The sequence below is a fragment of the Kribbella sp. CA-245084 genome (genome assembly GCF_050942355.1).
GTDB lineage: Bacteria > Actinomycetota > Actinomycetes > Propionibacteriales > Kribbellaceae > Kribbella.
The window spans coordinates 43311-65488 of record NZ_CP192053.1 but is presented as its reverse complement, the minus strand read 5'-3'; the positions used below and the strand labels follow the sequence as shown (position 1 = coordinate 65488).

Here is a 22178-nt window from a genome sequence, read left to right as displayed (position 1 = left end):
TCCCTTCAGCTCAAACGGATCAGATGCCACGAAGCGGGTGGCAACGTGGCGGTGCAGACACCGTCGACGATCTCGGTGCCATCCACGGTCCGGGGCGTCACCCGGTCCGGCTGGTCCGCGGTGTTCACCGCGGACCGGTCCTCGTCGTACAGAGCCAGGTGCTCGACTATGCGTCCAGTCACCGGGATCTCGAGGTCGATCTTGTCGGTCTCGCTCCGGTTCACCACGAAGATCGCGGTCTCCCCGGTGTTCTCGTCGTACGTCGCTGTGCTCCACAACGCCGGGACCTTGCCGAAGGCGGCAGTATCGATCTCCGGTCCGCCGGTGATCGCGGTTTGCAGCACGGTCGGACCGGCGTACCGCGCGGTCAGGGCGAACGGGTGGAAGATCGTCTGCCGCCAGGCGCGACCGCCGGGCTCGGTGCGGATCGGGGCGATCACGTTGACCAGTTGCGCGAGGCAAGCAATCTTCACCCGGTCGGCGTGCCGGAGCAGGGTGATCAGCAGGCTGCCGACCACGACCGCGGCGTCGACGGTGTAGCTGTCCTCGATCAGCGGGCCGACCTCGCGGATGCCGAGACCGAGCTCGCCGGGGAAGTGCTGCTGGTACCAGACGTTCCACTCGTCGAACGACAGCGTCAGTTCCTTGTCGCTGCGTTTGAGCGCCTTCACGTGGTCGGCGGTCGCGATGACCGACGAGATCATCCGGTCCATCTCCTCGGCGGCGGCCAGGAAGCTCGCCTGGTCGCCGTCGCGCGGTTCGTAGTACGCGTGCAGGCTGATGTGGTCGACGAGGTCGTACGTGCGCTCGAGGACGACGCGTTCCCACTCGCCGAACGTCGGCATACCGGCGTTGCTCGAACCGCAGGCGACCAGCTCGAGGTCCGGCTCGACGCGACGCATCGCATTGGCGGTCTCCTCGGCCAAACGCGCGTACTCGGAAGCGGTCTTGTGGCCGATCTGCCACGGCCCGTCCATCTCGTTGCCCAGGCACCAGATCTTGATGTTGTGCGGCTCCGGGCTGCCGTTGGCGACGCGGCGGTCGCTGAGCGCGGTCCCGGCCGGCAGGTTGCAGTACTGGAGCAGGTCGACGGCCTCACGAATCCCGCGGGTACCGAGGTTCACCGCCCAGATCGGCTGTACGTCGGCCTTGCGCGACCACGCGATGAACTCGTCGGTGCCGAACTGGTTCGGCTCGATCGCCCGCCAGGCCAGGTCGAGCCGCCGCGGCCGCTGGTCCTTCGGGCCGACGCCGTCCTCCCAGTCGTAGTTCGAGACGAAGTTCCCGCCGGGGTAGCGGATCGCGGTCACGCCGAGCTCGCGCACCAGCTCCAGCACGTCCTCCCGGAACCCGTCCGCATCCGCCCGCGGATGCTCCGGCTCGTAGATCCCGGTGTAAACGCAGCGCCCCATGTGCTCGACGAACGAACCGAACACCCGCCGGTCCAGGTCACCCACCACGAACGCCGGGTCAACCACGAGCCGAGCCACAGGGCCTCCCCAGAGTCGTTTACAACGTTTAACGTGGTTGTCTACAACGATTGACAATCGCTGTAAAGAGTTCGCCGGTGGCAGACTCGGGCGACAGGCCGGTGACTGGAGGTTCTCGGGATGGCGACCAGGCTGAGTGATGTGGCCGCGCGGGCCGGCGTTTCGGTCAAGACCGTGTCGAACGTGATCAACGACTACCCGCACATCACCGAGCGGACTCGCGCCAAGGTCGAGGCCGCGATCGCCGCCCTGGACTACCGTCCGAACGTCAGCGCGCGCTCGCTGCGCAAAGGCCGCTCGGACTTCATCGCGCTGGCCATCCCGGAGATGGCCTCGCCGTACTTCGCCGAGCTCGGCGCCGAGATCAGCCGGGCCGCGAAGCGCCGCGGGATCACCGTGCTGATCGACCAGACCGAGGGCGAGGCCGCAGCCGAGAAGCTGGTCCTGGACGGGATGCGCGGGCAGCTGATCGACGGCATCATCTTCTCGCCGATCACGACCGTGCCGGCCAAGCTGACCGTCGCCGACGCCGGGAAGCCGCTGGTCCTGCTCGGCGAGCGTCCGGCCGGCGGCCAGTTCGACCGGGTCGCGGTCGACTCGGTCCAGGCGTCGTGCGACGCCACCACGCACCTCATCTCGATCGGCCGGCGGCGGATCGCAGCGATCGGCGTCGGCGGGACGAGCACCGGCGCGGTACGGCGTAAGGGGTACCGGAAGGCACTCAAGGCGGCCGGCCTGCCACACGATCCCGCACTCGAGCTCGCCGGGACCGGGTACCACCGGGAGGACGGCGCCGCGTCGATGCGCGACCTGCTGGCGCTGTCGGAGCCGCCTGATGCGATCTTCTGCTTCAACGATCTGCTCGCGCTCGGCGCGCTGCGAACGCTGGCCGACGCCGGGCTGCGCGTTCCGGATGACGTCGCCGTGGTCGGTTTCGACGACATCGAGGACGGCCGGTACCACTCGCCGACGCTGTCCACGATCTCGCCGGACAAGGCGTGGCTGGCCGACAACGCGGTCGCCCTGCTCCTGGACCGGATCGCCGGAAACGGTGAGGCGGCCCACCGCGACCTCACCGTCCCGTACACCTTGCAGATCCGCGAATCGACCGCCGGTTAGCGCTCCGGGAAACCGGCGAGCTGCTTGGCCAGACCGTCCTGGGTCTTGCCGAGCCGGCCCGCGAACCGCAGTACGGCGTTGCGCACCGGACGGATCGGCCGCGGGACGTTGGCCAGCCTGGTCAGGCGGTGCGCCAGCGCGATCACCCGTACGGCCTCCGCGCGGCTGTCCGTGGCGTAGGCGTCCAGACCGGACTCGTCACCCGCCAGCGCCTGCGACAGCGCATCCGACAGAACCACTGCGTCGCGAAGGCCCAGGTTCATGCCCTGACCGCCGGCTGGGCTGTGCGTGTGGGCGGCGTCACCGGCGAGCAGCACACGCCCGGATCGGTACTCGTCCGCGACTCGCTCGTGGATCCGGAAGCGGGAGCCCCAGACCACCTCGGTGACCTTCGGGTGCGACTTCCGCGGGCCGCGGTCGTCCACGAGGTCCTGCGCGAAGGCCAGGTCCGGGTGCTCGGGTGCGTTGTGGACCTCGCCGACCAGCCGGAAGCTACCGTCCGGCAGGGGTGCGACCACCAGAAGTCCGGCGGCCGCGAAGTACAGCCCGACCTCGTCGGTCGGCAGTCCGCTCTCGACGCGGATGTCGACCAGGCTCAGCGACAGCTCCAGCGTGTTGCCGGGCATCCGAAGGCCGGCCAGCTCGCGGACCGTGCTGTGCATACCGTCGGCGGCCACGACGTACTGCGCGTGGATGACGTCGCCGTTGTCGAGCGTGACGTCGGCACCGTCGGGGGTCTGCTGCAGCCCGGTCGCGGCGTACGGGCGGAGGACCGATCCGCCGAGCTCCTCGAGCCGGTCGAGCAGGACCTGCTCGGTGACGGGCTGCGGGATCATCGTGACGAACGGGTACGCCGTCGGCAGGTCCTCGAAGCCGACCGGGATCAGCTTGCGGTCGCCGGCCCGGATCGAGAAGTCCTCCAGCTCCAGTCCGCGGTCGACGAGCTGCTTGGTCACCCCGAGCGGCTCCAGCACCTCCAGCGTCCGCGGATGGATCACGCACGCCCGGGAGGTGTTAGTGCCCTCGGCCTGCTTGTCGATCACCACCACGTCGTGCCCGTGCAGCCGGAGACCGACCGCCACCGCGAGCCCGACCGGACCCGCACCCACCACTACGACCTCTGCGTTTCGCGGAGTCATCGTCGCTCCTTCCAACCGTTTATCAACACTTGTTGACTTTTACGTTAGGGCTACTCCTAGAAAAAGTCAACAAGTGTTGGCATATGCTGTGGGCATGGCGGAGAAGAAGTCGGACCGGACCCGGGCGTCGATCCTCGCGGCAGCGCGCGAGCGGTTCGGCGCGGACGGGTACGAGCGGGCCACGATCCGGGCGATCGCGGCCGACGCGGCGATCGACCCGGCGATGGTGATGCGGTACTACGGCAGCAAGGAGAAGCTGTTCGCGGCGGCAGCCGAGTTCGACGTACGGCTGCCGGACCTGCGCGACGTACCGCGCGAGCAGACCGGGGAGGTGCTCGTCCGCCATCTGGTGGAGCGCTGGGAGGAGGACGACACGCTACGGGTGCTGCTGCGTACTGCGGTCACCAATCAGGCCGCTGCCGAGCGGATGCAGCAGGTGTTCATCGGGCAGCTCACTCCGGCGTTCGAGCGGGCCGCGTTGGATCAGCCGGCCGTGCGGGCGGGATTGATCGCGACGCAGGCGCTCGGCTTCGCGCTGTGCCGCTACATCCTCGAGTTCGAGCCGATCGTCGGCCTGTCCACCGACGAGGCGGTCGCGTGGCTCGGCCCGACGATCACGCGCTACTTGACCTCGCCGTTGCCCAGCCACGTGTGAACGGCGGGCAGCGTCTCCGCGAGCGACGGCAGCTGCGGGTGCCACTTGAGCTCCCACTCCAGTGAGAGCGGGTAGTCGGTCCCGTCGAGCGTCTGCAGCAACTCCTGGATCGGGAAGTCGCCGGCGTCGATCGCCACTGGACGGTAGTCCTGCTGTGAGTCGGCCTGCTTGAACTGCACGACGTCGACCCACGGCTTCAACAGCGCGAACGATTCGGCCAGCGTCTCACCGTGCGACCAGGTGTGCGAGCTGTCCCAGATCGCCTTCACGTTATGGCCGGGGACGTTGGTGTCGAGCAACGCACAGAGCGCGGCGACCTGCCGGGCGGTCGAGTGCGAGTCGTGCGTCTCCAGCAGGATCGGGACGTCCCGCGAAGCGGTCGTCACGCGATCGAGCGCGCGGATCTCGCCGGCGCTGGGGGATTCCGCCGTACCGCTGTCATCGGCTGCGTCGTCGCCGGGGAAGACGCGAACGCCGCGGGCGCCGAGGTCTCCGGCCAGCTCGAGATGGGCTTCGAGGGGCTGCTCCTCGACGGCGCAGAGCTTCACGTAGCTGCTGACCGCGAAGATCTCCAGGCCGGCGTCATCGATCCGGGTCCGCAGCTCACGCCGCTCGGCCGCGGTCAGGCCGGTGTGGGTGAACTCGTCCGGCGCGGCCCGCAGTTCCAGACCGACGAATTTGTTGCCCTGGGCAAGCGCCAGGACATCGTCGAGCGGAGCTCCGGGACATCCGAGGGTGGCGAAACCTAGACGCATACAGCTATTTGATCAGACCCAGCGGCCACGGCGTGGCTGGGTCCGCGGGGCGGTCGGCTGCTCGGGGTCAGTCGGCTGCTGCTCCTCGTACGAGTACGGCTGCTGCTGGTACTCGGTCTGCTCCGGCTCCGGCGAGTACTGCGACCCGTACGACTCCGTGGCGTAGTTCGGGCTGTAGGTCTCGTACGACTCGGTGCTCGTGTACTCCGACCCGGTGTTGTTGCTGTAGGCGTCGTACTCGTAGTTGCTCGAGCTGTAGTTGTTGCTGCTGTACTCCGAGTTGTACGGCGAGTAGTCCGAGGTGTACGACGTCGACTCGTAGCTCGTGTACTCGTCGTTGTTCGACGAGTACGTCGGCTCCGGACCGTACGACGGGACCGGCGGCAGCGGCTTCGACGGCGTCAGGTAGTCGTCCTGCTCCTGGTAGCCCTGGCTCGGCGCCGGGGCCGGCTCGTAGTACCCGGAGGACGCCGACACGTGCGACGACGGCTGCGTGTGCTCGGACTGGCCGTAGACGCTGTGGTCGGAGTACGACGAGTAGCTGGTCTGCTCGGACTCCGCACCGTAGCCGGAGTGGCTCTCGACGGCCGGCTGGATCGCCGACGGGCTGTCGACCGCGACCCGAGCGGCCCGGCGTCCGGCGCGCGCAACTGGCGCGGGCTCAGGCTCGGGTGCGGTCTGCGCCTCCACCTGGGAGGACGTGTAGTCGGTCTCGTACGAGTACGGCTCGGAGTAGCGCGCCGCCCACTGCTGCTCAGGCTGCTGCGGCTCCTGGTACGCGTACGGATCCGGCTGGCTGACGGTCATCGGCGCGGCCTCGTCGAGCCAGCTGCTCGTCGTGCTCGTCGTGCCCAGCGCGTCGTTGGAGCTGCGGTAGTCGTTCCAGGAGGTCTGCGGCTCGTACGTCGTCTCCGCGGCCGGCTTCTCGTCCCGCCAGGACTCGACCGGGCTGAACTGCTCGGTCGCGGGACCGGCGTCGTTGTCCTGCCAGTTCTCGACGACCGGAGCGAACGGGCTCCACTTCGGCGACTCCTCGACCACCGGGTCACCGGCGAACGCGGCCGGTGCGGCGGCACCGTCGCCCGGGAAGCCCTGCGGCACGGGCTGTGCCGGCGCGGTCGGGGCGAAGGGGTTCGGCGCGGGGGCCTGCGGAGCGAACGGGCTGCCTGCCGGTGCCTGGGGACCGCCGGCCATCTGGAGCTGCGGCTGCGGCTCGCGGACCAGACCCATCGAGGGCGACGCGGCGATCGGCTCGGAGATCGCGGGCTGCTCGTCGGTGTCGTCGTTCGCGTACGACGGAACCTGGGTCACCTCGTACGACGGGACCGCGCTGAGCTTCGGCGCCTGGTCCCACCACGGCACCCACGAGCGGGTGGTCTGCATGTGGTTGATCTTGCGGATCACCATCGTCGCCGCGACCGCGGAAACAGCGGTCAGCACGAGGGACGCAGTACCGGCGAGGGCGATGCCGCGCAGCGAGCCGACGGTCGCTTCCATCCACATCAGGAACCGGCGCACCACCACGTCGAAGGCAAGAGCGCCGATCCAGGCCACCCACCACACCGAGGTGAGGCTGGGGGTCCTGAACCGGCGCAGGTCGTCCGCGTACACAGGGGTCTTCGGGTCGCTGGCGAGCCAGACGTCGTCGACGATCTGCTTGGGATACCAGAGGTTCGGGCCGGGGCAGAACCAGCTCGCCAGCACCCAGCCGTGGCTGCGGCGGTGGTCGGCCTGGCAGAACACCTCGGAGTTGACCCGGGCCCGCCAGAGCCAGATGACGAAGACGACCGCGGCGGCGACCGAGATGACCACGTTCGGGATCGCGGTGACCTTGGCGATGGCGTCGGCGCGGTTCAGATCCGCGTCGTCGACGTTCGGCATCCCGCCGAGGTAGCGGTGGACGACGGAGTAGGTGTTCCAGTCCGACCAGGTCGACAGCAGGTGGGTGATCGTCGACGCGCCGAGCAGTCCGATGGCGATCTTCCCGACCGTCCCGACCTGCTGGAACTCCTCAGCCGCGTGCGGCTGCCACTCTTCCTGATCGTCGACAGCAGTCAATAATGCCTGCGGGTGGCTCACGTCTCGCGTCCCTCGCGTCGCTGGAACTCCGTCGTCTGTTCGGCGCTTCGGCCAGGTCCTGCCCCCGCATGACCGAGCCACATTGATACCACGAAGTAGGTACGCCAAGGGAGTCGGCCCCAGCACGGAGGGTGTCGACTTAACGTGTTCTTTTCGTACGCCCATCACCATTGGTAACGAGGCACCGGACAGGGCGTGACGGTTTGGTTTACCGCGCAGGCGGTTGGAACCCGTTGTGCGGTGTCCCGACCGACCACCACGGCACCCATGGACGCATGCTCTGCAGTTCGTCGATCCGCTGGATCAGGATCACCGCGAGCACGGCCGCGCCGGTGGTGAACAGCGCTGAGACGGAGGACAGTATGACGTTCGTCCGCAGGTCTCCGAGCTGCGACGCGCCGGCGAGTACGCCTCTTTGCACGATGTTTCCGGTGACGAGTCCGATCACCCAGGTGATCCACCAGGCCCAGACCAGCTGGGTGCCAGGGATCTCCTTCAGCGCCTCGGTGTGCGGATCGGTCCGCGGATCGCTGGCCGCGACGATGTCGTCGACGACCTGCTTGGGGTACCAGAGGTTGACGACCGGGACGAGCCAGCAGCCGAGCACCCAGCCGCGGGTGAAACGGTGCTGGCCGCGGTGGAACATCTCCGCGTTCCACCGGACCCGCCAGAGCCAGATGATGAACACTGCCGCGGCCGCGAACAGCGCGAGCGCGGAGATGATGCCGAGTGAGCCCGAGATCAGGTCGGCCTCGTCCAGTTTGTCCGGGTCGGCGCCGTACGTCTTGAGCGTGCGGTACGAGTACCAGTCCGACCATGCGGTCGCCCACGCGGTGACCGTGACCAGTCCGATCAGGATCGACGCGCTGACGCCCATCGGCCGCTCAGAACTGAACCACCGGTCCAGCGGTACTCGTGACGCCTGGCTCGGCATGGATCACACATAGCACAACACCGCGTGACCGGGCGAGAACATCACGTTGTCATCGGTCGGTGGCGTATTTCCGCCAGAAACTGTCGGTGGGCGGCGGGAGGATGGTGGCATGCGCTGGTCCGTGATCGATTCGCCCATCGGCGATCTGACCCTTGCGGTCGACGACACCGGCTTGTGCCGGCTGCACTTCGGGGCGGCCGACCGTCCGGTCACGACCGACCCACTGCTGACCGAGGCCGCCGAGCAACTGAAGGCGTACTTCGCCGGCGAGCTCCAGGAGTTCACGCTGCCACTGTCGGTGCGTGGCGGCTCCGACTTCGAGCGCGCGGTCTGGACCCAGCTGACCCGCATCCCGTACGGCGAGATGCAGACATACGGCGACGTCGCGAAGATCGTCGGCGATATCGGCGCGGCCCGCGCCGTCGGCACCGCCTGCAACCGGAACCCGATCGCGATCGTCGTGCCCTGCCACCGGGTCGTCGGCGCGGGCGGCAAGATGGTCGGCTTCGGCGGCGGGATCCCGACCAAGCGGCACCTGCTCGAGCTCGAGGCGCGGATCACGCTCGAGACGCTCTGGACCTGAGCAGACCTGACGAAGATCTGACACTCGCCGGGCGCCGATCGGGGCGCGGTGGGAGTGCTGACGCACTAACGTTTGAAGCGAGTGATTCAGGCGCGCCCTCCCACCTGCCTTGGAAGACATATAAATGAACAAAGACCGCACCACTGACCACCTCCACCCCGACCTCAGTGCCCTGATGGACAAGAGCGCCGAGGAATGGTCGGCCCCGGAGATCCAGAACGCTGCTCGCGCGGCGCTCAAGATGCACGCTCCGGACCGTGAGCCGATGACCTGGATCAGGCGCTTCAAGGTCGTTCCCTGGCTGCACCGCAACGACGCGGTCTGCCTGAGCTGCGGCGGTACGTACCCGTGCATCACCCATCGGTACGCCACCCAGCTCCTGTCCGCCGGCCGCTACACGATCACGAAGGCCGACGCGGAGCCCCAGCCGAACTGAGCGTTGAAAGACGAAGGTCCCGCACCCTGCCGGGTGCGGGACCTTCGCCGTTGCGGTGGAGTCAGGAATCGGTGGGCTTGGACTCGCTCGAGCCCGTCGCCTTCCTGGTGGTGGACTTCTTCGCGGCGCCGTTCGACGCGGCCTTCACCTCGTCCGTGGCCTCATCCTTGGCCTCGTCCGCCTTGGCGGCCGGCTTGGTCTCCGGCTTCGTCTCGGCCTTCGGGGCTTCCGGCTTCGCGGCCTCCGGCTTCGCGTCGGTCTTGCCGTTCGACTCCGTCTTGCCGTTGGACGACGCCGACGTGTCTGCCGGGCGTGCCGTCGCACCGGCCGGGGCGGAGCTGTAGTCGCGGCCGCTGGTCGGAGTGGACTGCCAGGCCGGCTCCGGCGGGGTCAGCAGCTTCTTCACCGCTGCTGCTGCGAGTGCACCGAAACCCAGGAACAGGACCAGGTTGCGGAGCTTGTGGCTCTTCTTCGGTACTTCGAGCTCGCCCTTCAGCGCGGCCTTGGTGGCCTTGCTGCGACGAGCTGTCTCCTCGACGACCGGCTCGGCGGCGGCTGCGAGGGTCGCCAGCGCTGCGGTCATCTTCGGCAGTAGGTCGTCGTTCAGCCGCACGCGGGCCTTCTCGGCGGCGTGCTCAGTGGCTGGGCCGACCTTGGCGAGGGCGTCGTCGAGCACCGGACCGGCCTTCTCAACCGCCTGGGAGGCGAGGTGTGCGCCCCGCTCGACGGCCTTCTCGGCGTACGGCGACACCTTCTCCCGTGCGGTGCCCACAGCCGGTCCGAGGTGATCCCGGACCTGGCCGACGGCCGGTCCGAGCTTCTCCGACGCCGACTCGGCGAGTGGCCGGACCCGGTCCTTCGCGACCTCGACCCGGCCCTTGGACTTCCTCAAACCCACGGTTCCCTCCTCGGTGCCGCCCGCCCCAGCGGACAGCTCTCCCGCCCATCGGCGACATGGGCTCTTTCCGGTCACAACTCTGGACAAATCCAGCTGCATCTGCATCGTACGACGTCACGAGCCGATAACCCTGTGCCCCACCCAACCTTTCCCACACCCCACCAACAACCCCCACCCAACAAACCGCCTTCCCACCACCCACCCACACCACGCCCGCGGGGGCGGGCTCCCACCACCGCCTGTGCCTCGCCCGCGGGGCGGGGCTTGCGACCTCTCCCCGCCCCGAGCGGAGCGAGGGGCGGGTTGTTTCTGTTTTTCTTGGAGCGGCATGACAGGATCGAGGGCGTAAGCCGTTATCCGACTAGGAGTGACTCCCGTGGCCGAAGAGCTGTACGCAACCCTGCAGACGAACAAGGGCGACGTCGTCATCAGGTTGTTCCCGAACCACGCGCCGGCGACGGTGAGCAACTTCGTCGGCCTGGCCGACGGCAGCAAGGAGTGGACCGACCCGCAGACCGGTCAGCCCACCAACAAGCCGTTCTACGACGGTCTCACCTTCCACCGGGTGATCGACGGGTTCATGATCCAGGGCGGTTGCCCGCTCGGCACCGGCACCGGCACGCCCGGGTACCAGTTCGACGACGAGATCCACCCGGAGCTCCAGTTCGACCGTCCGTACCTGCTCGCGATGGCCAACGCCGGCATCCAGTACGGCCACGGCACCAACGGCTCACAGTTCTTCGTGACCGTCGTGCCGACCCCGCATCTGAACCGCAAGCACACGATCTTCGGTGAGGTCGCCGACGACGAGTCGAAGAAGGTCGTCGACGCGATCGCCACCGCCGACACCGCGCCCGGCGACCGGCCGCTCGAGCCGATCGTCATCAACAAGGTCGTCATCGAGCGCAAGAACGCCTGACTGAATTCTCCGCGGGGCCGGCACGCCACCGGCCCCGTCACCCAACGAAGGACGCACCCGCGTGACCGACACCGTCTGCTACCGGCACCCGGATCGGCCCGCCGGAGTGCGCTGCCAGCGCTGCGACCGGCCGATCTGCCCGTCCTGCATGAACAGCGCCGCCGTCGGCTTCCAGTGCCCGACCTGCTTCAACGAGGGTGTCCGCTCGGTCCCGCGGACCAGGACCTCCCTCGGCGGGATCCAGCGCGCCAACCAGAGCATCGTCACGTACACGATCCTGGGGCTGAACGTGCTGGTCTTCATCGCCGTACACGTCGGCAGCCCGCGGATCCTGCAGGACCTGGTGATGGTGCCGGTGCTGACCGAGAGCGAGCCGTGGCGGCTGCTCACGTCGACGTTCACCCACGTGCAGATCTTCCACATCTTCTCGAACCTGTTCATGCTCTGGCAGCTCGGTCCGCCGCTCGAGCACATGCTGGGCCGGTTCCGCTTCATCATGCTCTATCTGCTGTCCGCGCTGGGCGGCAGCATCGCGGTGTGGATCCTCGCGGCCCCGGGTTCGGCAACCCTCGGCGCGTCCGGCGCGGTCCTCGGCCTGGTCGGCGCCCTCCTGGTGATCAGCCGCGCCCGCGGGCTCGATATCACCTGGATCATCATGTACGTCGGGGTGACCGCCGTACTGTCCTTCGCCATCCCCAACGTCTCGTGGCAAGGCCACCTGGGCGGCTTCATCGTCGGCGCCGCGCTGGCGTGGATCTTCCTCCAGCTCTCCAACCACAAACGCCGCAACAAACAAGCGGCCTAGGCCACAAATTCTGTTCGGTTGGGTTAAAGAGGGTGACAGGTAGGGCGAAGTACTCGTCTAATCAGGTGACGTCCCGACGGGGGACCGACTTGGTTAGGACATCTGGATATGAGCCCACGTGCGGTGGACAAGCGGGCGCGGCCCGGTAATGAGCGGCATCCGGTCGTGCGGGCAGAGTCGCCGCCGAGCTGGATCGGTTCGCTCGAGCACGATCTGGACCGGAAATCCCCGGAACGACGGGCGAACGAAGCGGTAGCCGCAACCCGGTCGCGCTGACCGAGGGTCGATTTCGCGCTGCCGGTGGAATCATGGACGGTATGGACGCCGTATCGACCGCACCGGCGTTGTCGGCCGAGCGGCTGAGCAAACACTTCGGCGACCGGGTGGCGTTCCAGGACGTCTCGTTCGAGATCGGGTACGGCGAGGTGTTCGGGTTCCTCGGACCGAACGGCGCCGGCAAGACATCGACCGTGCGAACCCTGGGCACGCTCCTCACGCCGACGTCCGGTACGGCGACCGTTGCCGGCCTTCCGCTCACTCCGGACAACGGCGTCGAGATCCGCCGGCGCATCTCGATCATGCCCGAGTCACCCGGCCTGTACCTCCGCCTGACCGTGCTCGAGAACCTCCGCTGCTTCGCCGACCTATACCAGGTGCCCACGGCAACTAAACGCATCGAGCAGGTGCTGAGCGCCGTACACCTCACCGACCGCGCCCACGACGCCTGTGGCGCCCTGTCGAAGGGCCTTCGGCAACGGGTCGCCTTGGCCCGCGCGTTGCTCAACGACCCGCAGGTGCTCTTCCTGGACGAGCCGACCTCCGGACTCGATCCGGTCGCGGCCCGCGGAGTACACGACCTGATCGACGAACTCCGTCAGCGCGGCGTCACGATCTTCCTCACCACGCACCGGCTGGACGAAGCCGAACGCCTCTGCGACCGCGTCGCCATCCTCAACACGACCCTGCGCACCATCGGCCGCCCCAACCAGCTACGCGACGAACTCTTCGCCCGCACTCTCACCGTCCGTACGGCAGTCCCGCTCGCCGCACCGGACCGCGTCTTCGGAAGCGTCACGGGCGTCCACGGCTGGCACGAGAACGACGTTTCCATCTACGTCCTGACCGTGGATGATCCGACCCAGGCAGCGCCGGCGGTCACCCGGGCGTTGGTACAGGCCGACGCGGACGTCTTGTCGATCAGCCCGTCGCACCACTCGCTCGAGGACGTCTACCTTGAGCTCATCGACGTACCGGCAGGTCAGTCATGACGGTCAACCAGAGACTGGTCCGTGCGATCGTCGCCAAAGAGCTGCGCGAGTTCCGGCGGAACCGGTCCATGGTCGTTGGGATGGCCATCATTCCGCTGATCTTCTCCGTGCAGCCGCTGGTCGCTGTCTTCACGCTGACGACGTCGGCCTCGGAGCCCCTACGCCACGAACACGTCCTGCTGTACATGCTCGGCATCCCAGCCCTCGTACCGTCCCTGGTCGCCTCCTACTCAGTCGTCGGCGAACGCGAACAAGGCACGCTCGAGCCGCTGCTCACCACCCCGATTCGCCGCGAAGAACTGTTGCTGGGCAAGGCCCTCGCCACGTTCATCCCGGGGGTTGTCGTCGCGTACGCCGTCTTCGGCCTGTTCGTGGCCTGCGTCGAACTCTTCGCCCAACCTGGCGTGGCGGCCGCACTCATCCACCCGTCCGACCTGATCGCGCAACTGCTGTTCACGCCGCTGCTGGCCGGGTGGTCGATCTGGGTCGCCATCGTGATTTCCACCCGTTCCAACGACATCCGTGTGGCCCAGCAGCTCTCCACACTCGCCAGCTTGCCGTCGGTCGCGTTGACGACCTTGATCTCCCTGAACGTCATCGACGTGTCCCTGCTGACCGCAGTGATCACCGCAGTGGTGCTGATCCTGTTGAACCGCATCGGCTGGCGCGTGGCCTCGGCGCTGTTCGATCGCGAACGCCTGATCCTCGGAACGAAGGCCTAACCCCGCATCAGCAGAGCGCTGTCTCCGAACTCGTGCCAGAGGTAGTTCTCTTGTACTGCGGCGTCGTACGCGCGCTGCACCAGTTCAGCGCCGACAACTGACTCCAGCAGAAGCAGATGCGAGGCCTCAGGCGCGTGCCAACCAGTGATTAGCCCATCCACTATCTGCGGCGGCCGGTCCGGGCTGAGGACCAGGTCGGTCCACCCCTGCGACGGGTTGACCGAGGGATCCGCAGCGGACTCGATCGCTCTGACAGCAGTGGTGCCCACAGCGATGACACGTCCGCCGTTTGCCTTGACCCAGTTGACCAAACGGGCCGTATGCGCAGGTACGTCGTACCGCTCGGGCTGTGGTGGTTCATGGCTCTCCAGCGAGGAGACACCGCAGTGCAAGAGGATCGGCGCGATCAGCACGCCCTGTGACGCCAGCTGGCTCACTAGCTCGAAGCTGAACGGCCTTGCTGCGCTCGGCATCTCCGCACTGCCCGGCTCGCGCGCAAAGACAGTCTGGTACGCCGCCAACGGCCAACGCTTGCCGACGTAGTCGTAGGTGATCGGACGCCCATTCCGCTGCAGATAGCCGAGTACATCGGGCAGAGGTGGCCTGGCGATCCACAAGCGATTGCTCTCCGACTGGTACGGCGTCAGGAGCGTCAGCACGCCCTCCGGCAACTCCACCTGCTGACCCGCCGTGCCGTCGAACTTCGGCGAGCCACCGTCGCGCAGTTCGACCACCCAGGTGCCGTCGTCGAGTGCGGTGGAGAAATGCACGGTGACCGACGTACCGTCGACCGCCGCGGGCAATGTCCCGGACGTGTTGACCAGCAACAGGTCTCCGGGCCGGAGGTGCTCGCCGATCCGGTCGAAGCGGGTGTGCGTGACGGTCGACCCCTCCGCGACCAGCAGCTTCACCTGATCCCGCCGCAGGCCGCGTGCCTCCGGTGGTTCGCCGGCGTTCAGCGCATCCGGGAGGACGAACCTGGTGTGTGGGTGCACTTTCACGACGTCACCGCCGGCGCGAACTCGGCCGCTCGGTAGCGTCCACTCGCCGGACGGCTGTCCAGCAACTTCAGGAACGCGGGTACTACGGTCGTCGGCTCCGGCCGGTCCGAGATGTCCTCGCCCGGGAAGGCGGCCTGGTGCATCGCAGTACGCAGATCGCCGGGATCGACGGCGTACACAGAGAGCGTTGGGTGTTCGGCCGCCAGAACTCGCGTGGCGTGGTCGAGTGCGGCCTTGGCCGAGCCATAGCCACCCCAGGTTTCGTAGGCCTCCACTGCGGCGTCGGAGCTGATGTTGATCAGCACTCCGGACGCTGCGGTGAGTGCGGGCAGCAGTGCCTGCGTCAGTGCGATCGGTGCGAGTACGTCGACCTCGTAGACGCGACGCAGTTCGTCGAGGTCGGCTGTGGCGAGTGCTTGCAGCGGACTGGGACCGAGGTAGCTGGCGTTGTTCACCAGGAGGTCGAGGCGACCGAGCTGGATCACCACGTCGACCAGGTCCAAGCGGTGCTCGGGGTCGGTCACGTCTCCGGCCAGCGGGACCACATCGGTGCGGTTGGCGAGGGCATCGGCCGCGTCCTTCAGCGGACCGGCGCCCCGGGCGTCGATCACCAGCGTCCAGCCGCGATCGGCCAGCCCGTGGGCCAGCGCGAGCCCCAGCCCGGCGGACGCCCCGGTGATCAGCGCGACAGGACGGTTCGAGGAATCAGGTGTCATGCCGACACCGTCATACTTCAAGGAAACTTGAAGTCAAGGGTGTCAGATCAGGATGCCCGGGTTGAGGACGCCGTCCGGGTCGAGCGTGTGCTTGACGGCCTGCAGGGCTTCGACCGCGAGCGAGCCGATCTCCGCGTGGTAGGCCGTACGGTGGTCGGTGCCGATGCCGTGGTGGTGGGAGATCGTGCCGCCGGCGTCGGCGATCGCATGATTGGCCGCGTACTTCGCGGTGAGCCATTGCTCGACGGGATCGTCGGACTGGGCACAGATGACGGTGAAGTACAGCGAGGCGCCGGTCTCGTAGACGTGGGAGATGTGGCAGAGGACCAGCGGCGGGGTCGCACTCAATGCGTTGACGAGAGCTTCGGTGACTGCGGTCTTGAGGGCGGGGATGCGGGACCAGAACGCAGCTGTCTCGAGGGTTTCCACGAGGGCGCCTTCGTCGAGGAGCGGGTCGCGGAGGTACGGCGCGCGGTAGCGGCCGGTGCGCCAGGTCTCTCCGGGGCCTTCGCCGAGGTTCTCGCCGCCGGCTGCCGTGAGGACGTCTGCGGTCGCTTGGTTGTACGGGCCGTCGAAGCCGATGATCGCGAGCACGCCGCCGGATCCGCCGCCGAGGACGTCGGGGTCGGCGAGGTTCACCGCGGTTTCTATCTCGTCTGACAAGCGGAGGACTGTTGGCAGCGGGCCGTCTTGTGCCAGCCGTCGTACGGCGGTGAGACCGGCGTCGAAGCCGTCGAACCGCCAGCCTTCGAAGTGGCGCTCGGTCGGGCGGGGGCGGATGCGTACGACGACCGAGGTGATGATGCCGAACGCGCCTTCGGAACCGAGGACCAGTTGGCGCAGATCCGGGCCGGCTGCGGACATGGGGGCTCGTCCGAGCTCGATGGTGCCGCGGGGTGTTGCGAGGGTGAGGCCGACGACCATCTGGTCGAACCGTCCGTAGCCGGCTGAGGACTGGCCGCTGGAGCGTGCTGCTGCGTAGCCGCCGATCGAGGCGCCTTCGTAAGACTGCGGGAAGTGGCCGAGGGTGTACCCGCGCTCAGCGAGTAGGTGCTCGGCTGCGGGACCGCGTACGCCGGCCTGCAGGGTGGCGGTCCGGGACACCTCGTCGAGCTCGATCAGTTGGTCGAGTCGGCGCAGGTCGACGGTGATGAACCGGCCCGACGCGGCGAGACCGCCGACGACAGACGTGCCACCGGAGTACGGCACCACGGCCAGGTCGTGCTCAGCACAACCTGCGAGCAACGCAGCCACTTCGTCGTGCGAGGCGGGGTAGACGACTGCGTCCGGCATGTCCGAGGCGTCTCCGGCGCGGAACCTCAGCAGGTCGGTCGTCGAGTAGCCCCTGGTGTGCGCCCAGCGAGAGTCCAGGTCGGACATCACCTGCTCAGCCCCCACGACCGAGGCAAGGAAGGCCAACTGCGGCCCGGTCAACTCAGGCCGATCCGCCGCCCTGGCAGGGACGCTCACGCCAGGCCCGGCCGCTGCACCCGGCGCCTCCGCCGCTGGCGCCTCCGCCGCACCACCGCCACCCCCCGCCGGCGCACCCGGCGCACCCGCGCCGCCCGGCCGTTGGATGCCGAGGTGTTTGAGGGCGTCGAGGGCTGCGGCGGGTAGTTCGACCACCTGGGCGGGGTCGCCCCACCGGCCGGGCGTGAGTTGTGCCACCGGGAGGTCGGATTCAGTCACAGGTGGCTGCCTTTCAGTGGTTCTGGGAGGTAGCGTCCAGGGGAGGTGGAACCCCCTGGCTCCCACCTCCCCTGGACAGTTCCGGGATGCCGAAGTCGCTGATACACTTTGGCATGTGATGTCTCAGCGTAGCAGCGAATCGGATCAAGAGACCAGCAGCCGTCCCACGCCCGCGAATGCGATCGGCGAGGAGCGGATCCTGGATGCGGCGTACGAGTTGCTGCTGGCGATCGGCATGCGGCGGATGACCATGGCCGACATCGCCCGGCATGCGGAGGTCTCCCGCGCGACCCTGTATCGACGCTGGCCCAACGTGCAGGCCGTTGTCGCGGCGCTCATGACCCGCGAGTGGACCATCGCGCTCGTCTCCGCGTTCCAGCCCGACGCCGCCGACGGCCGAGCGCGCCTGGTCGAGGGTGTAGTCGAGGTGGTCGCGAAGACCCGCGTCCACCCGTTGATGCGCAAGATCATCGAGCTCGACCCCGAGTTCCTCACGCCGTACCTGCTGGAGCGTCGCGGCAGCAGCACGGTCGCGCACCTCGCGCTGGTCGAGGAGGGCATCCGCCAGGGTCAGGCCGACGGCTCGATCCGCGAGGGCGACCCGGTGTGGCTGGCGCGGCAGATCATCCTCGTCTCGCTGGCGTCCGCGGTGTCCGGTCCGGTGATGGCGGAGAAGGACGAGTACTCGAAGCTCGATGAGGAGCTGCGCGTGATGCTCACGAGGTATTTAGCCCCGTGATCGACCGGGGCGGTGGGGCGGGGAAGGAATTCAGGGCAGTGGGCAACGCGAGCCTGAATGCGGCGCGCAGGTCACGTGAGCTCGACTCGCTGAAGAGCGTGGATGTGCTCGTCGTCGGCGGCGGGGTCACCGGCGCCGGCGTGGCGCTCGACGCGGCTGCCCGCGGACTCACGGTTGCCCTGGTGGAGAAGCACGACCTGGCCTTCGGCACCAGCCGGTGGAGCTCGAAGCTGGTGCACGGCGGACTGCGGTACCTCGCGTCCGGCCATGTCGGGATCGCGTACGAGAGCGCCGTCGAGCGCGGCATCCTGATGAAGACGACCGCGCCGCACCTGGTCCACCCGATCCCGCAGATCGCGCCATGGTTGCCGCAGGCAAAGTTCGCGCAGGCCGCGATGCTGCGGTCGGCGTTCCTCGGCGGCGACGTCCTGCGCACGTTCGCGCGGACCAGCGACGACTATCTGCCGCACTCGCGGCGGATCAGCTCGGCCGAGATCCTGCGCTATGCGCCGACGCTCAAACCCGAGGGGATGCGCGGCGGCTTCCTGACCTGGGACGGCCAGCTGTACGACGACGCGCGGCTGGTCGTCGCGATCGCGCGGACCGCGGCGCAGTACGGCGCTCGTATCCTGACCCGGGTCGCTGCCACCGAGGTCACCGGGCGCGGCGCCGTCCTGGTCGACCAGCTGACCGGTGACCGGCTGAGCGTGGATGCCCGGATGGTGATCAACGCGGCCGGGATCTGGGCGGATCAAGTTGCCTCCGGCATCAAACTCCGGCCGAGCCGCGGGACCCACCTCGTGCTGCCGCAATCGGTCTTCGGCGGCCTCTCCGCCGTCCTGACCGTGCCGGTCCCGGGCGAGCTCCGCCGCGTGGTGATGGCGATCCCCGCGCCTGACGACCGGGTGTACGTCGGCCTCACCGACGAAGACGCGCCCGGCCCGGTGAACGACGTACCGCACGCCACCGACGCGGAGATCGACTTCCTGCTCAACACGATCAGCTCTGCCGTCCAGCAGCCGGTGACGCGCGCGGACCTCCTCGGCACGTACGCCGGACTGCGCCCGCTGCTCGACACGGGCCACCACAAAGGTACGGCGGACATCTCTCGCCGGCACGCGGTCATCACCAGCCCGGACGGCGTGGTGACGATCGTCGGGGGCAAGCTGACGACGTACCGCCGGATGGCGCAGGACGTCCTCGACAAAGCGATCGAGCAGTCGTCTCTCGACGTACGACGGCCGTGCGAAACGAACCGGATCCCGCTCGTGGGGGCTGCCGACCGCGTGCGGCTGGCGGCGGTCAAGGCGCCGGCGCGGTTCGTGCAGCGGTACGGCGTCGAGGCGCCGCAGGTGATCGCCGGTCCGCCGGAGTTCCAGCAGCCGATCGCGCCAGGGCTGCGCACGACGTACGCCGAACTGCGGTTCGCCGTCCGGCACGAGGGTGCGCTGACCGAGGACGACGTACTCGACCGGCGGACGCGGATCGGGTTGTCGGCGGCGGATCGCGAGCTGGCGTTGCCCGCAGTACGGGAGACTTTCGCCTCGGTGTGAATCGGGTGTGGGGTTAACTTGGCTGCGGGGAGGTGGAAGGGTGACTCAGCCTTATCCAGGGCCGTACCAAGGACCGGGTCCGTACCAGCAACGGCCGTATCCGCCGATGCCGTATCCGGCGCCGATCATGCCGCGGTACCGGCCGTTGCGGAAGGTCGCGATCGTCAGCATCGTGCTGATGGGGCTGACCTGCCTCGCGGCGGTGATCCAGTCCGTGCTGCTCTGGCGTTCGTACGACGAGGTCAAGCGCCTCGTGTACGGGCTGCTCTCCGAGGAGGAGATCGACCGCGGCGTCGAGTCGATCTCCGGCACCGGCCCGCTGCTGAACCTGGTCAGCTACCTGCTGATGGGGACCGGGATCGCCTTCCTGATCTGGCTGTGGCAGGCCCGCGAGAACACCGACTTCCTGTACTCACCCTTCGCGCCGCGCCCGGCCTTCCCCGCCGACCCGGTGCGCGGCCCGCACCGGCGAGCGAACGGCTGGGTCGTCGGCGCCTGGTTCTGCCCGATCGTGCAGTTCTGGTACCCGTTCCAGATCGTGCAGGACATCACCAAGGCCAGCGAGCCTCCTGAAGCGCCGCGATCCGGCCGGGTGCGCACGCTGCTCTACAGCTGGTGGGCGACGTGGACCGCGTTCTGGGTGATCCTCGTCGGCGGCGGCACGGTCGCGGTGATCGGGTTCATCATCTGGTTCGTCCGCTTGGTCCAGGTGTCGGAGAGCAGCGACGCAAGCAGTCCGTACGTCGACATCTACGACATGCAGGACTTCATGGTCCGCGTTGCGCTGGGCGTCGACATCGGCTTCACGGTCGCGACCGTCCTGCTCATCGTCGCCGCCGTCGCCGCGTCGTTCCTGATGCTCCAGGTCACCGATTGGCAGCACACCCGAGCCACCCCGCCCCCGATCCAGGACGTGCCCCGGCCGGTCGGACCTCCGCAGTACGCGCCGCGGTACCACCGCCCCGGCCCGAACTTCCCGACCTACGGACCCTGAAGCAGGACGACGCTCGCATCGTCGTACTGCTTGCCGCTCAGCGTGGACGCGCTGTCGTGCTGCCGCACCCGGTCGATCAACTGCCGCGGACCTTCGGTCGTGAGTACGTCGAACAGCTCGTCCCACGAGTGCCCGTACCGCTCGGTGTAGCGCGAGGCGCCGTCCGTCAGGAGCGCAATCGCCTCAACGGCCGCGCGATCGGTCGTGCCGATGACCGCCTCGTACGCCGCCTTGGGCTCGGTGCTCGCCACCCAGAAGCCGCCGGGCTGGTTACGCAAGCGCCGTACCGTCTCGAGGGTCCGATCGGGGAGAAGGTCGACGCGGTCGTCGCTGTGGACGGTGATCGAGCCCTCGGGCGACCGCATGACGATGGGCGAGTCGGCCAGGACGAGACGCTCGACGTGGTCCGAGTCGAAGCGGACCATCGCGACTGTGGACGACGGGCTGTCCGGGTTGCTGACGTCGCAGGTATCCGCGTGCGAGGCGCGGACCGCGGCGATCGCGTCCGCGAGGAGGTCGGCGAGCGGCGCAGCCGAGTGGGTCAGGAGTGGGGTCGCGAGCTGAGTCGCCAGCTGCATGACGAGCCAGGCGACTGTGTGCCGGCAGCCGGAGTCCACATACACCCGAGGAGCGCTCGCGCCGTCGAGGACGACCGCGAAATCGGGCCCGGTCAGGACCAGGTCCTCGTTGACCGCAGGTGGTCGCCGATCCGGCGCGGCCTCACTGATCGAGCGGATCTCCACGGACCTATTGTCCAGCCGCCCAACTGTCGGCGAGCGACTGGTCGAGAGCGATCTTCGGCGACCACCCGAGCTGCTCGCCGATGAGCGTGGTGTCGGCCTGCTGCCACGGTGCGCCGAGCGCGGTCTCCTGGTCGACGTCGTCCACGATCGTCGCCGGTTGACCGCTCAGCTCGAACAACTGCCCGGCGACGTCGCGGGCCAGCGTCGCCCGCCCGGTCCCGACGTTCAGCACCGGCGGCGGCGTGGCGTCGGCCAGAGCGACCGCGAGTACGGCTTCGGCCACGTCCCGCACGTCCACGAAGTCGCGCCACACGTCGAGCGACCCGACCTCGATCAGGTGCCGCGAGCGGAGGTTATCGATCACCCGCCCGGTGAGCGTGCTTTCCGGCGCCCCCGGCCCGATCACGTCGAAGATCCGCAGTACGACGGCATCCGCGCCGCCGCGCTGGGCCCGCAGGACGAGCTCCGAGCCGGCCAGCTTGGTCAGCCCGTACGGACCGAGCGGCCGGGGCGCGGTCTGCTCGTCGAGGCTCGTGCCGTGCGGCGCACCGCCGTACTCCGCCGCGGAGCCGAGCTGGACGAACCGGGCGTGGCCGGCGTTGTCCCGGACCGAGGCGAGCAGCGCCTCGACGGCGATCACGTTCGCCCGGACCAGCTCGGCCGGCTCACCCAGCGTGGCGCCGACCGCGTTGATGATCACGGTCGGCTTGTACATCCCGATCTGGGTGTCCAGCGCGTACGGATGCATCGCGGCCAGGTCGCAGCGCCGGTACGGCTCGCTCCGGGTCCGGCTCAGGCCGCGGTACTCCACCCCGCGGTCGTCGAGCAGCGCGCAGATCCTGGCACCGAGGAAGCCTCCGGCGCCGAACACCATCACCCGCTCCGTTCCGGTCACCCCTCCATCGTGCGGTTCGAAGTTGTCGGTGGCCCTACCGTTCTCC

The 22178-nt window shown here is 68.4% G+C and carries 22 protein-coding genes; 11 read left to right on the top strand and 11 right to left on the bottom strand.

The window, feature by feature from the left end:
• Positions 1 to 5: 5 nt before the first annotated feature.
• Positions 6 to 1490: an alpha-N-arabinofuranosidase gene (locus ACQPYH_RS00360; RefSeq protein WP_432884916.1), complete on the bottom strand. Its 1485-nt coding sequence runs from the start codon at positions 1488 to 1490 to the stop codon at positions 6 to 8.
• Between the two features lie 120 nt (positions 1491 to 1610).
• On the opposite strand from ACQPYH_RS00360, the gene ACQPYH_RS00355 reads away from it, so the two are divergent.
• Positions 1611 to 2609: a LacI family DNA-binding transcriptional regulator gene (locus tag ACQPYH_RS00355; protein ID WP_432884914.1), complete on the top strand. Its 999-nt coding sequence runs from the start codon at positions 1611 to 1613 to the stop codon at positions 2607 to 2609.
• Here the strand turns inward: ACQPYH_RS00355 and ACQPYH_RS00350 are convergent.
• Positions 2606 to 3748, bottom strand: coding sequence for an FAD-dependent oxidoreductase (locus tag ACQPYH_RS00350; protein ID WP_432884912.1), 1143 nt, complete (start codon positions 3746 to 3748; stop codon positions 2606 to 2608). The genes ACQPYH_RS00355 and ACQPYH_RS00350 overlap by 4 nt on opposite strands.
• A gap of 94 nt (positions 3749 to 3842) precedes the next feature.
• On the opposite strand from ACQPYH_RS00350, the gene ACQPYH_RS00345 reads away from it, so the two are divergent.
• On the top strand, positions 3843 to 4403 hold the full coding sequence (locus ACQPYH_RS00345) for a TetR family transcriptional regulator (protein ID WP_432884910.1): 561 nt from the start codon (positions 3843 to 3845) through the stop codon (positions 4401 to 4403).
• Here ACQPYH_RS00345 and ACQPYH_RS00340 read toward each other — a convergent pair.
• From ACQPYH_RS00340 to ACQPYH_RS00330, 3 genes are all read right to left on the bottom strand, one after another.
• On the bottom strand, positions 4370 to 5158 hold the full coding sequence (locus tag ACQPYH_RS00340) for a sugar phosphate isomerase/epimerase family protein (protein ID WP_432884908.1): 789 nt from the start codon (positions 5156 to 5158) through the stop codon (positions 4370 to 4372). The two genes, ACQPYH_RS00345 and ACQPYH_RS00340, sit on opposite strands and share 34 nt — an antisense overlap.
• A gap of 12 nt (positions 5159 to 5170) precedes the next feature.
• Positions 5171 to 7237 (bottom strand): DUF4328 domain-containing protein, encoded by a 2067-nt coding sequence (locus ACQPYH_RS00335; protein WP_432884905.1) that lies wholly within the window; start codon positions 7235 to 7237, stop codon positions 5171 to 5173.
• A gap of 208 nt (positions 7238 to 7445) precedes the next feature.
• Positions 7446 to 8171 (bottom strand): DUF4328 domain-containing protein, encoded by a 726-nt coding sequence (locus ACQPYH_RS00330; protein WP_130445494.1) that lies wholly within the window; start codon positions 8169 to 8171, stop codon positions 7446 to 7448.
• A 109-nt stretch (positions 8172 to 8280) separates the two neighbouring features.
• Between ACQPYH_RS00330 and ACQPYH_RS00325 the strand changes: the two genes are divergently transcribed.
• Entirely contained in the window at positions 8281 to 8754 is a 474-nt protein-coding gene (locus tag ACQPYH_RS00325) for a methylated-DNA--[protein]-cysteine S-methyltransferase (RefSeq protein WP_432884902.1), read from the top strand.
• A gap of 124 nt (positions 8755 to 8878) precedes the next feature.
• Positions 8879 to 9190, top strand: a complete 312-nt coding sequence (locus tag ACQPYH_RS00320; RefSeq protein WP_432884900.1) for a hypothetical protein — start codon at positions 8879 to 8881, stop codon at positions 9188 to 9190.
• A gap of 61 nt (positions 9191 to 9251) precedes the next feature.
• On the opposite strand, the gene ACQPYH_RS00315 is transcribed toward ACQPYH_RS00320, so the two are convergent.
• Positions 9252 to 10088: a hypothetical protein gene (locus ACQPYH_RS00315; RefSeq protein WP_432884897.1), complete on the bottom strand. Its 837-nt coding sequence runs from the start codon at positions 10086 to 10088 to the stop codon at positions 9252 to 9254.
• A 376-nt stretch (positions 10089 to 10464) separates the two neighbouring features.
• Between ACQPYH_RS00315 and ACQPYH_RS00310 the strand changes: the two genes are divergently transcribed.
• From ACQPYH_RS00310 to ACQPYH_RS00295, 4 genes are all read left to right on the top strand, one after another.
• A complete protein-coding gene (locus ACQPYH_RS00310) occupies positions 10465 to 11007 on the top strand; it encodes a peptidylprolyl isomerase (RefSeq protein WP_134106408.1) in 543 nt (180 codons plus the stop codon).
• A gap of 61 nt (positions 11008 to 11068) precedes the next feature.
• A complete protein-coding gene (locus ACQPYH_RS00305; protein ID WP_432884893.1) occupies positions 11069 to 11812 on the top strand; it encodes a rhomboid family intramembrane serine protease in 744 nt (247 codons plus the stop codon).
• A 317-nt stretch (positions 11813 to 12129) separates the two neighbouring features.
• The gene (locus tag ACQPYH_RS00300; protein WP_432884890.1) at positions 12130 to 13080 is read left to right on the top strand and encodes an ABC transporter ATP-binding protein; all 951 of its coding nucleotides are present in this window, start codon (positions 12130 to 12132) and stop codon (positions 13078 to 13080) included.
• Positions 13077 to 13802, top strand: a complete 726-nt coding sequence (locus ACQPYH_RS00295; protein ID WP_432884888.1) for an ABC transporter permease — start codon at positions 13077 to 13079, stop codon at positions 13800 to 13802. The genes ACQPYH_RS00300 and ACQPYH_RS00295 overlap by 4 nt, the downstream gene beginning before the upstream one ends.
• Here the strand turns inward: ACQPYH_RS00295 and ACQPYH_RS00290 are convergent.
• From ACQPYH_RS00290 to ACQPYH_RS00280, 3 genes are read right to left on the bottom strand one after another with little or no spacing between them, the layout of a single operon-like run.
• Entirely contained in the window at positions 13799 to 14803 is a 1005-nt protein-coding gene (locus tag ACQPYH_RS00290) for an S-adenosylmethionine:tRNA ribosyltransferase-isomerase (RefSeq protein ID WP_432884886.1), read from the bottom strand. The two genes, ACQPYH_RS00295 and ACQPYH_RS00290, sit on opposite strands and share 4 nt — an antisense overlap.
• A complete protein-coding gene (locus ACQPYH_RS00285) occupies positions 14800 to 15519 on the bottom strand; it encodes an SDR family NAD(P)-dependent oxidoreductase (RefSeq protein WP_432884883.1) in 720 nt (239 codons plus the stop codon). The genes ACQPYH_RS00290 and ACQPYH_RS00285 overlap by 4 nt, the downstream gene beginning before the upstream one ends.
• A 42-nt stretch (positions 15520 to 15561) precedes the next feature.
• The gene (locus ACQPYH_RS00280) at positions 15562 to 17208 is read right to left on the bottom strand and encodes an FAD-binding oxidoreductase (RefSeq protein WP_432884880.1); all 1647 of its coding nucleotides are present in this window, start codon (positions 17206 to 17208) and stop codon (positions 15562 to 15564) included.
• Between the two features lie 118 nt (positions 17209 to 17326).
• Between ACQPYH_RS00280 and ACQPYH_RS00275 the strand changes: the two genes are divergently transcribed.
• The 3 genes from ACQPYH_RS00275 to ACQPYH_RS00265 are packed head-to-tail and all read left to right on the top strand — an operon-like array spanning position 17327 to position 20494.
• Positions 17327 to 17947 (top strand): TetR/AcrR family transcriptional regulator, encoded by a 621-nt coding sequence (locus tag ACQPYH_RS00275; RefSeq protein WP_432884877.1) that lies wholly within the window; start codon positions 17327 to 17329, stop codon positions 17945 to 17947.
• 38 nt (positions 17948 to 17985) lie between these two features.
• Entirely contained in the window at positions 17986 to 19500 is a 1515-nt protein-coding gene (locus ACQPYH_RS00270; protein ID WP_432884874.1) for a glycerol-3-phosphate dehydrogenase/oxidase, read from the top strand.
• 40 nt (positions 19501 to 19540) lie between these two features.
• Positions 19541 to 20494: a DUF4328 domain-containing protein gene (locus ACQPYH_RS00265; RefSeq protein WP_432884871.1), complete on the top strand. Its 954-nt coding sequence runs from the start codon at positions 19541 to 19543 to the stop codon at positions 20492 to 20494.
• On the opposite strand, the gene ACQPYH_RS00260 is transcribed toward ACQPYH_RS00265, so the two are convergent.
• Together ACQPYH_RS00260 and ACQPYH_RS00255 are read right to left on the bottom strand one after the other, a co-directional pair.
• Positions 20482 to 21237, bottom strand: coding sequence for a protein phosphatase 2C domain-containing protein (locus ACQPYH_RS00260; protein WP_432884869.1), 756 nt, complete (start codon positions 21235 to 21237; stop codon positions 20482 to 20484). The two genes, ACQPYH_RS00265 and ACQPYH_RS00260, sit on opposite strands and share 13 nt — an antisense overlap.
• A gap of 4 nt (positions 21238 to 21241) precedes the next feature.
• Complete coding sequence (locus ACQPYH_RS00255; RefSeq protein WP_432884867.1) at positions 21242 to 22132, bottom strand: NAD-dependent epimerase/dehydratase family protein; 891 nt, start codon at positions 22130 to 22132, stop codon at positions 21242 to 21244.
• Positions 22133 to 22178 lie beyond the last annotated feature (46 nt).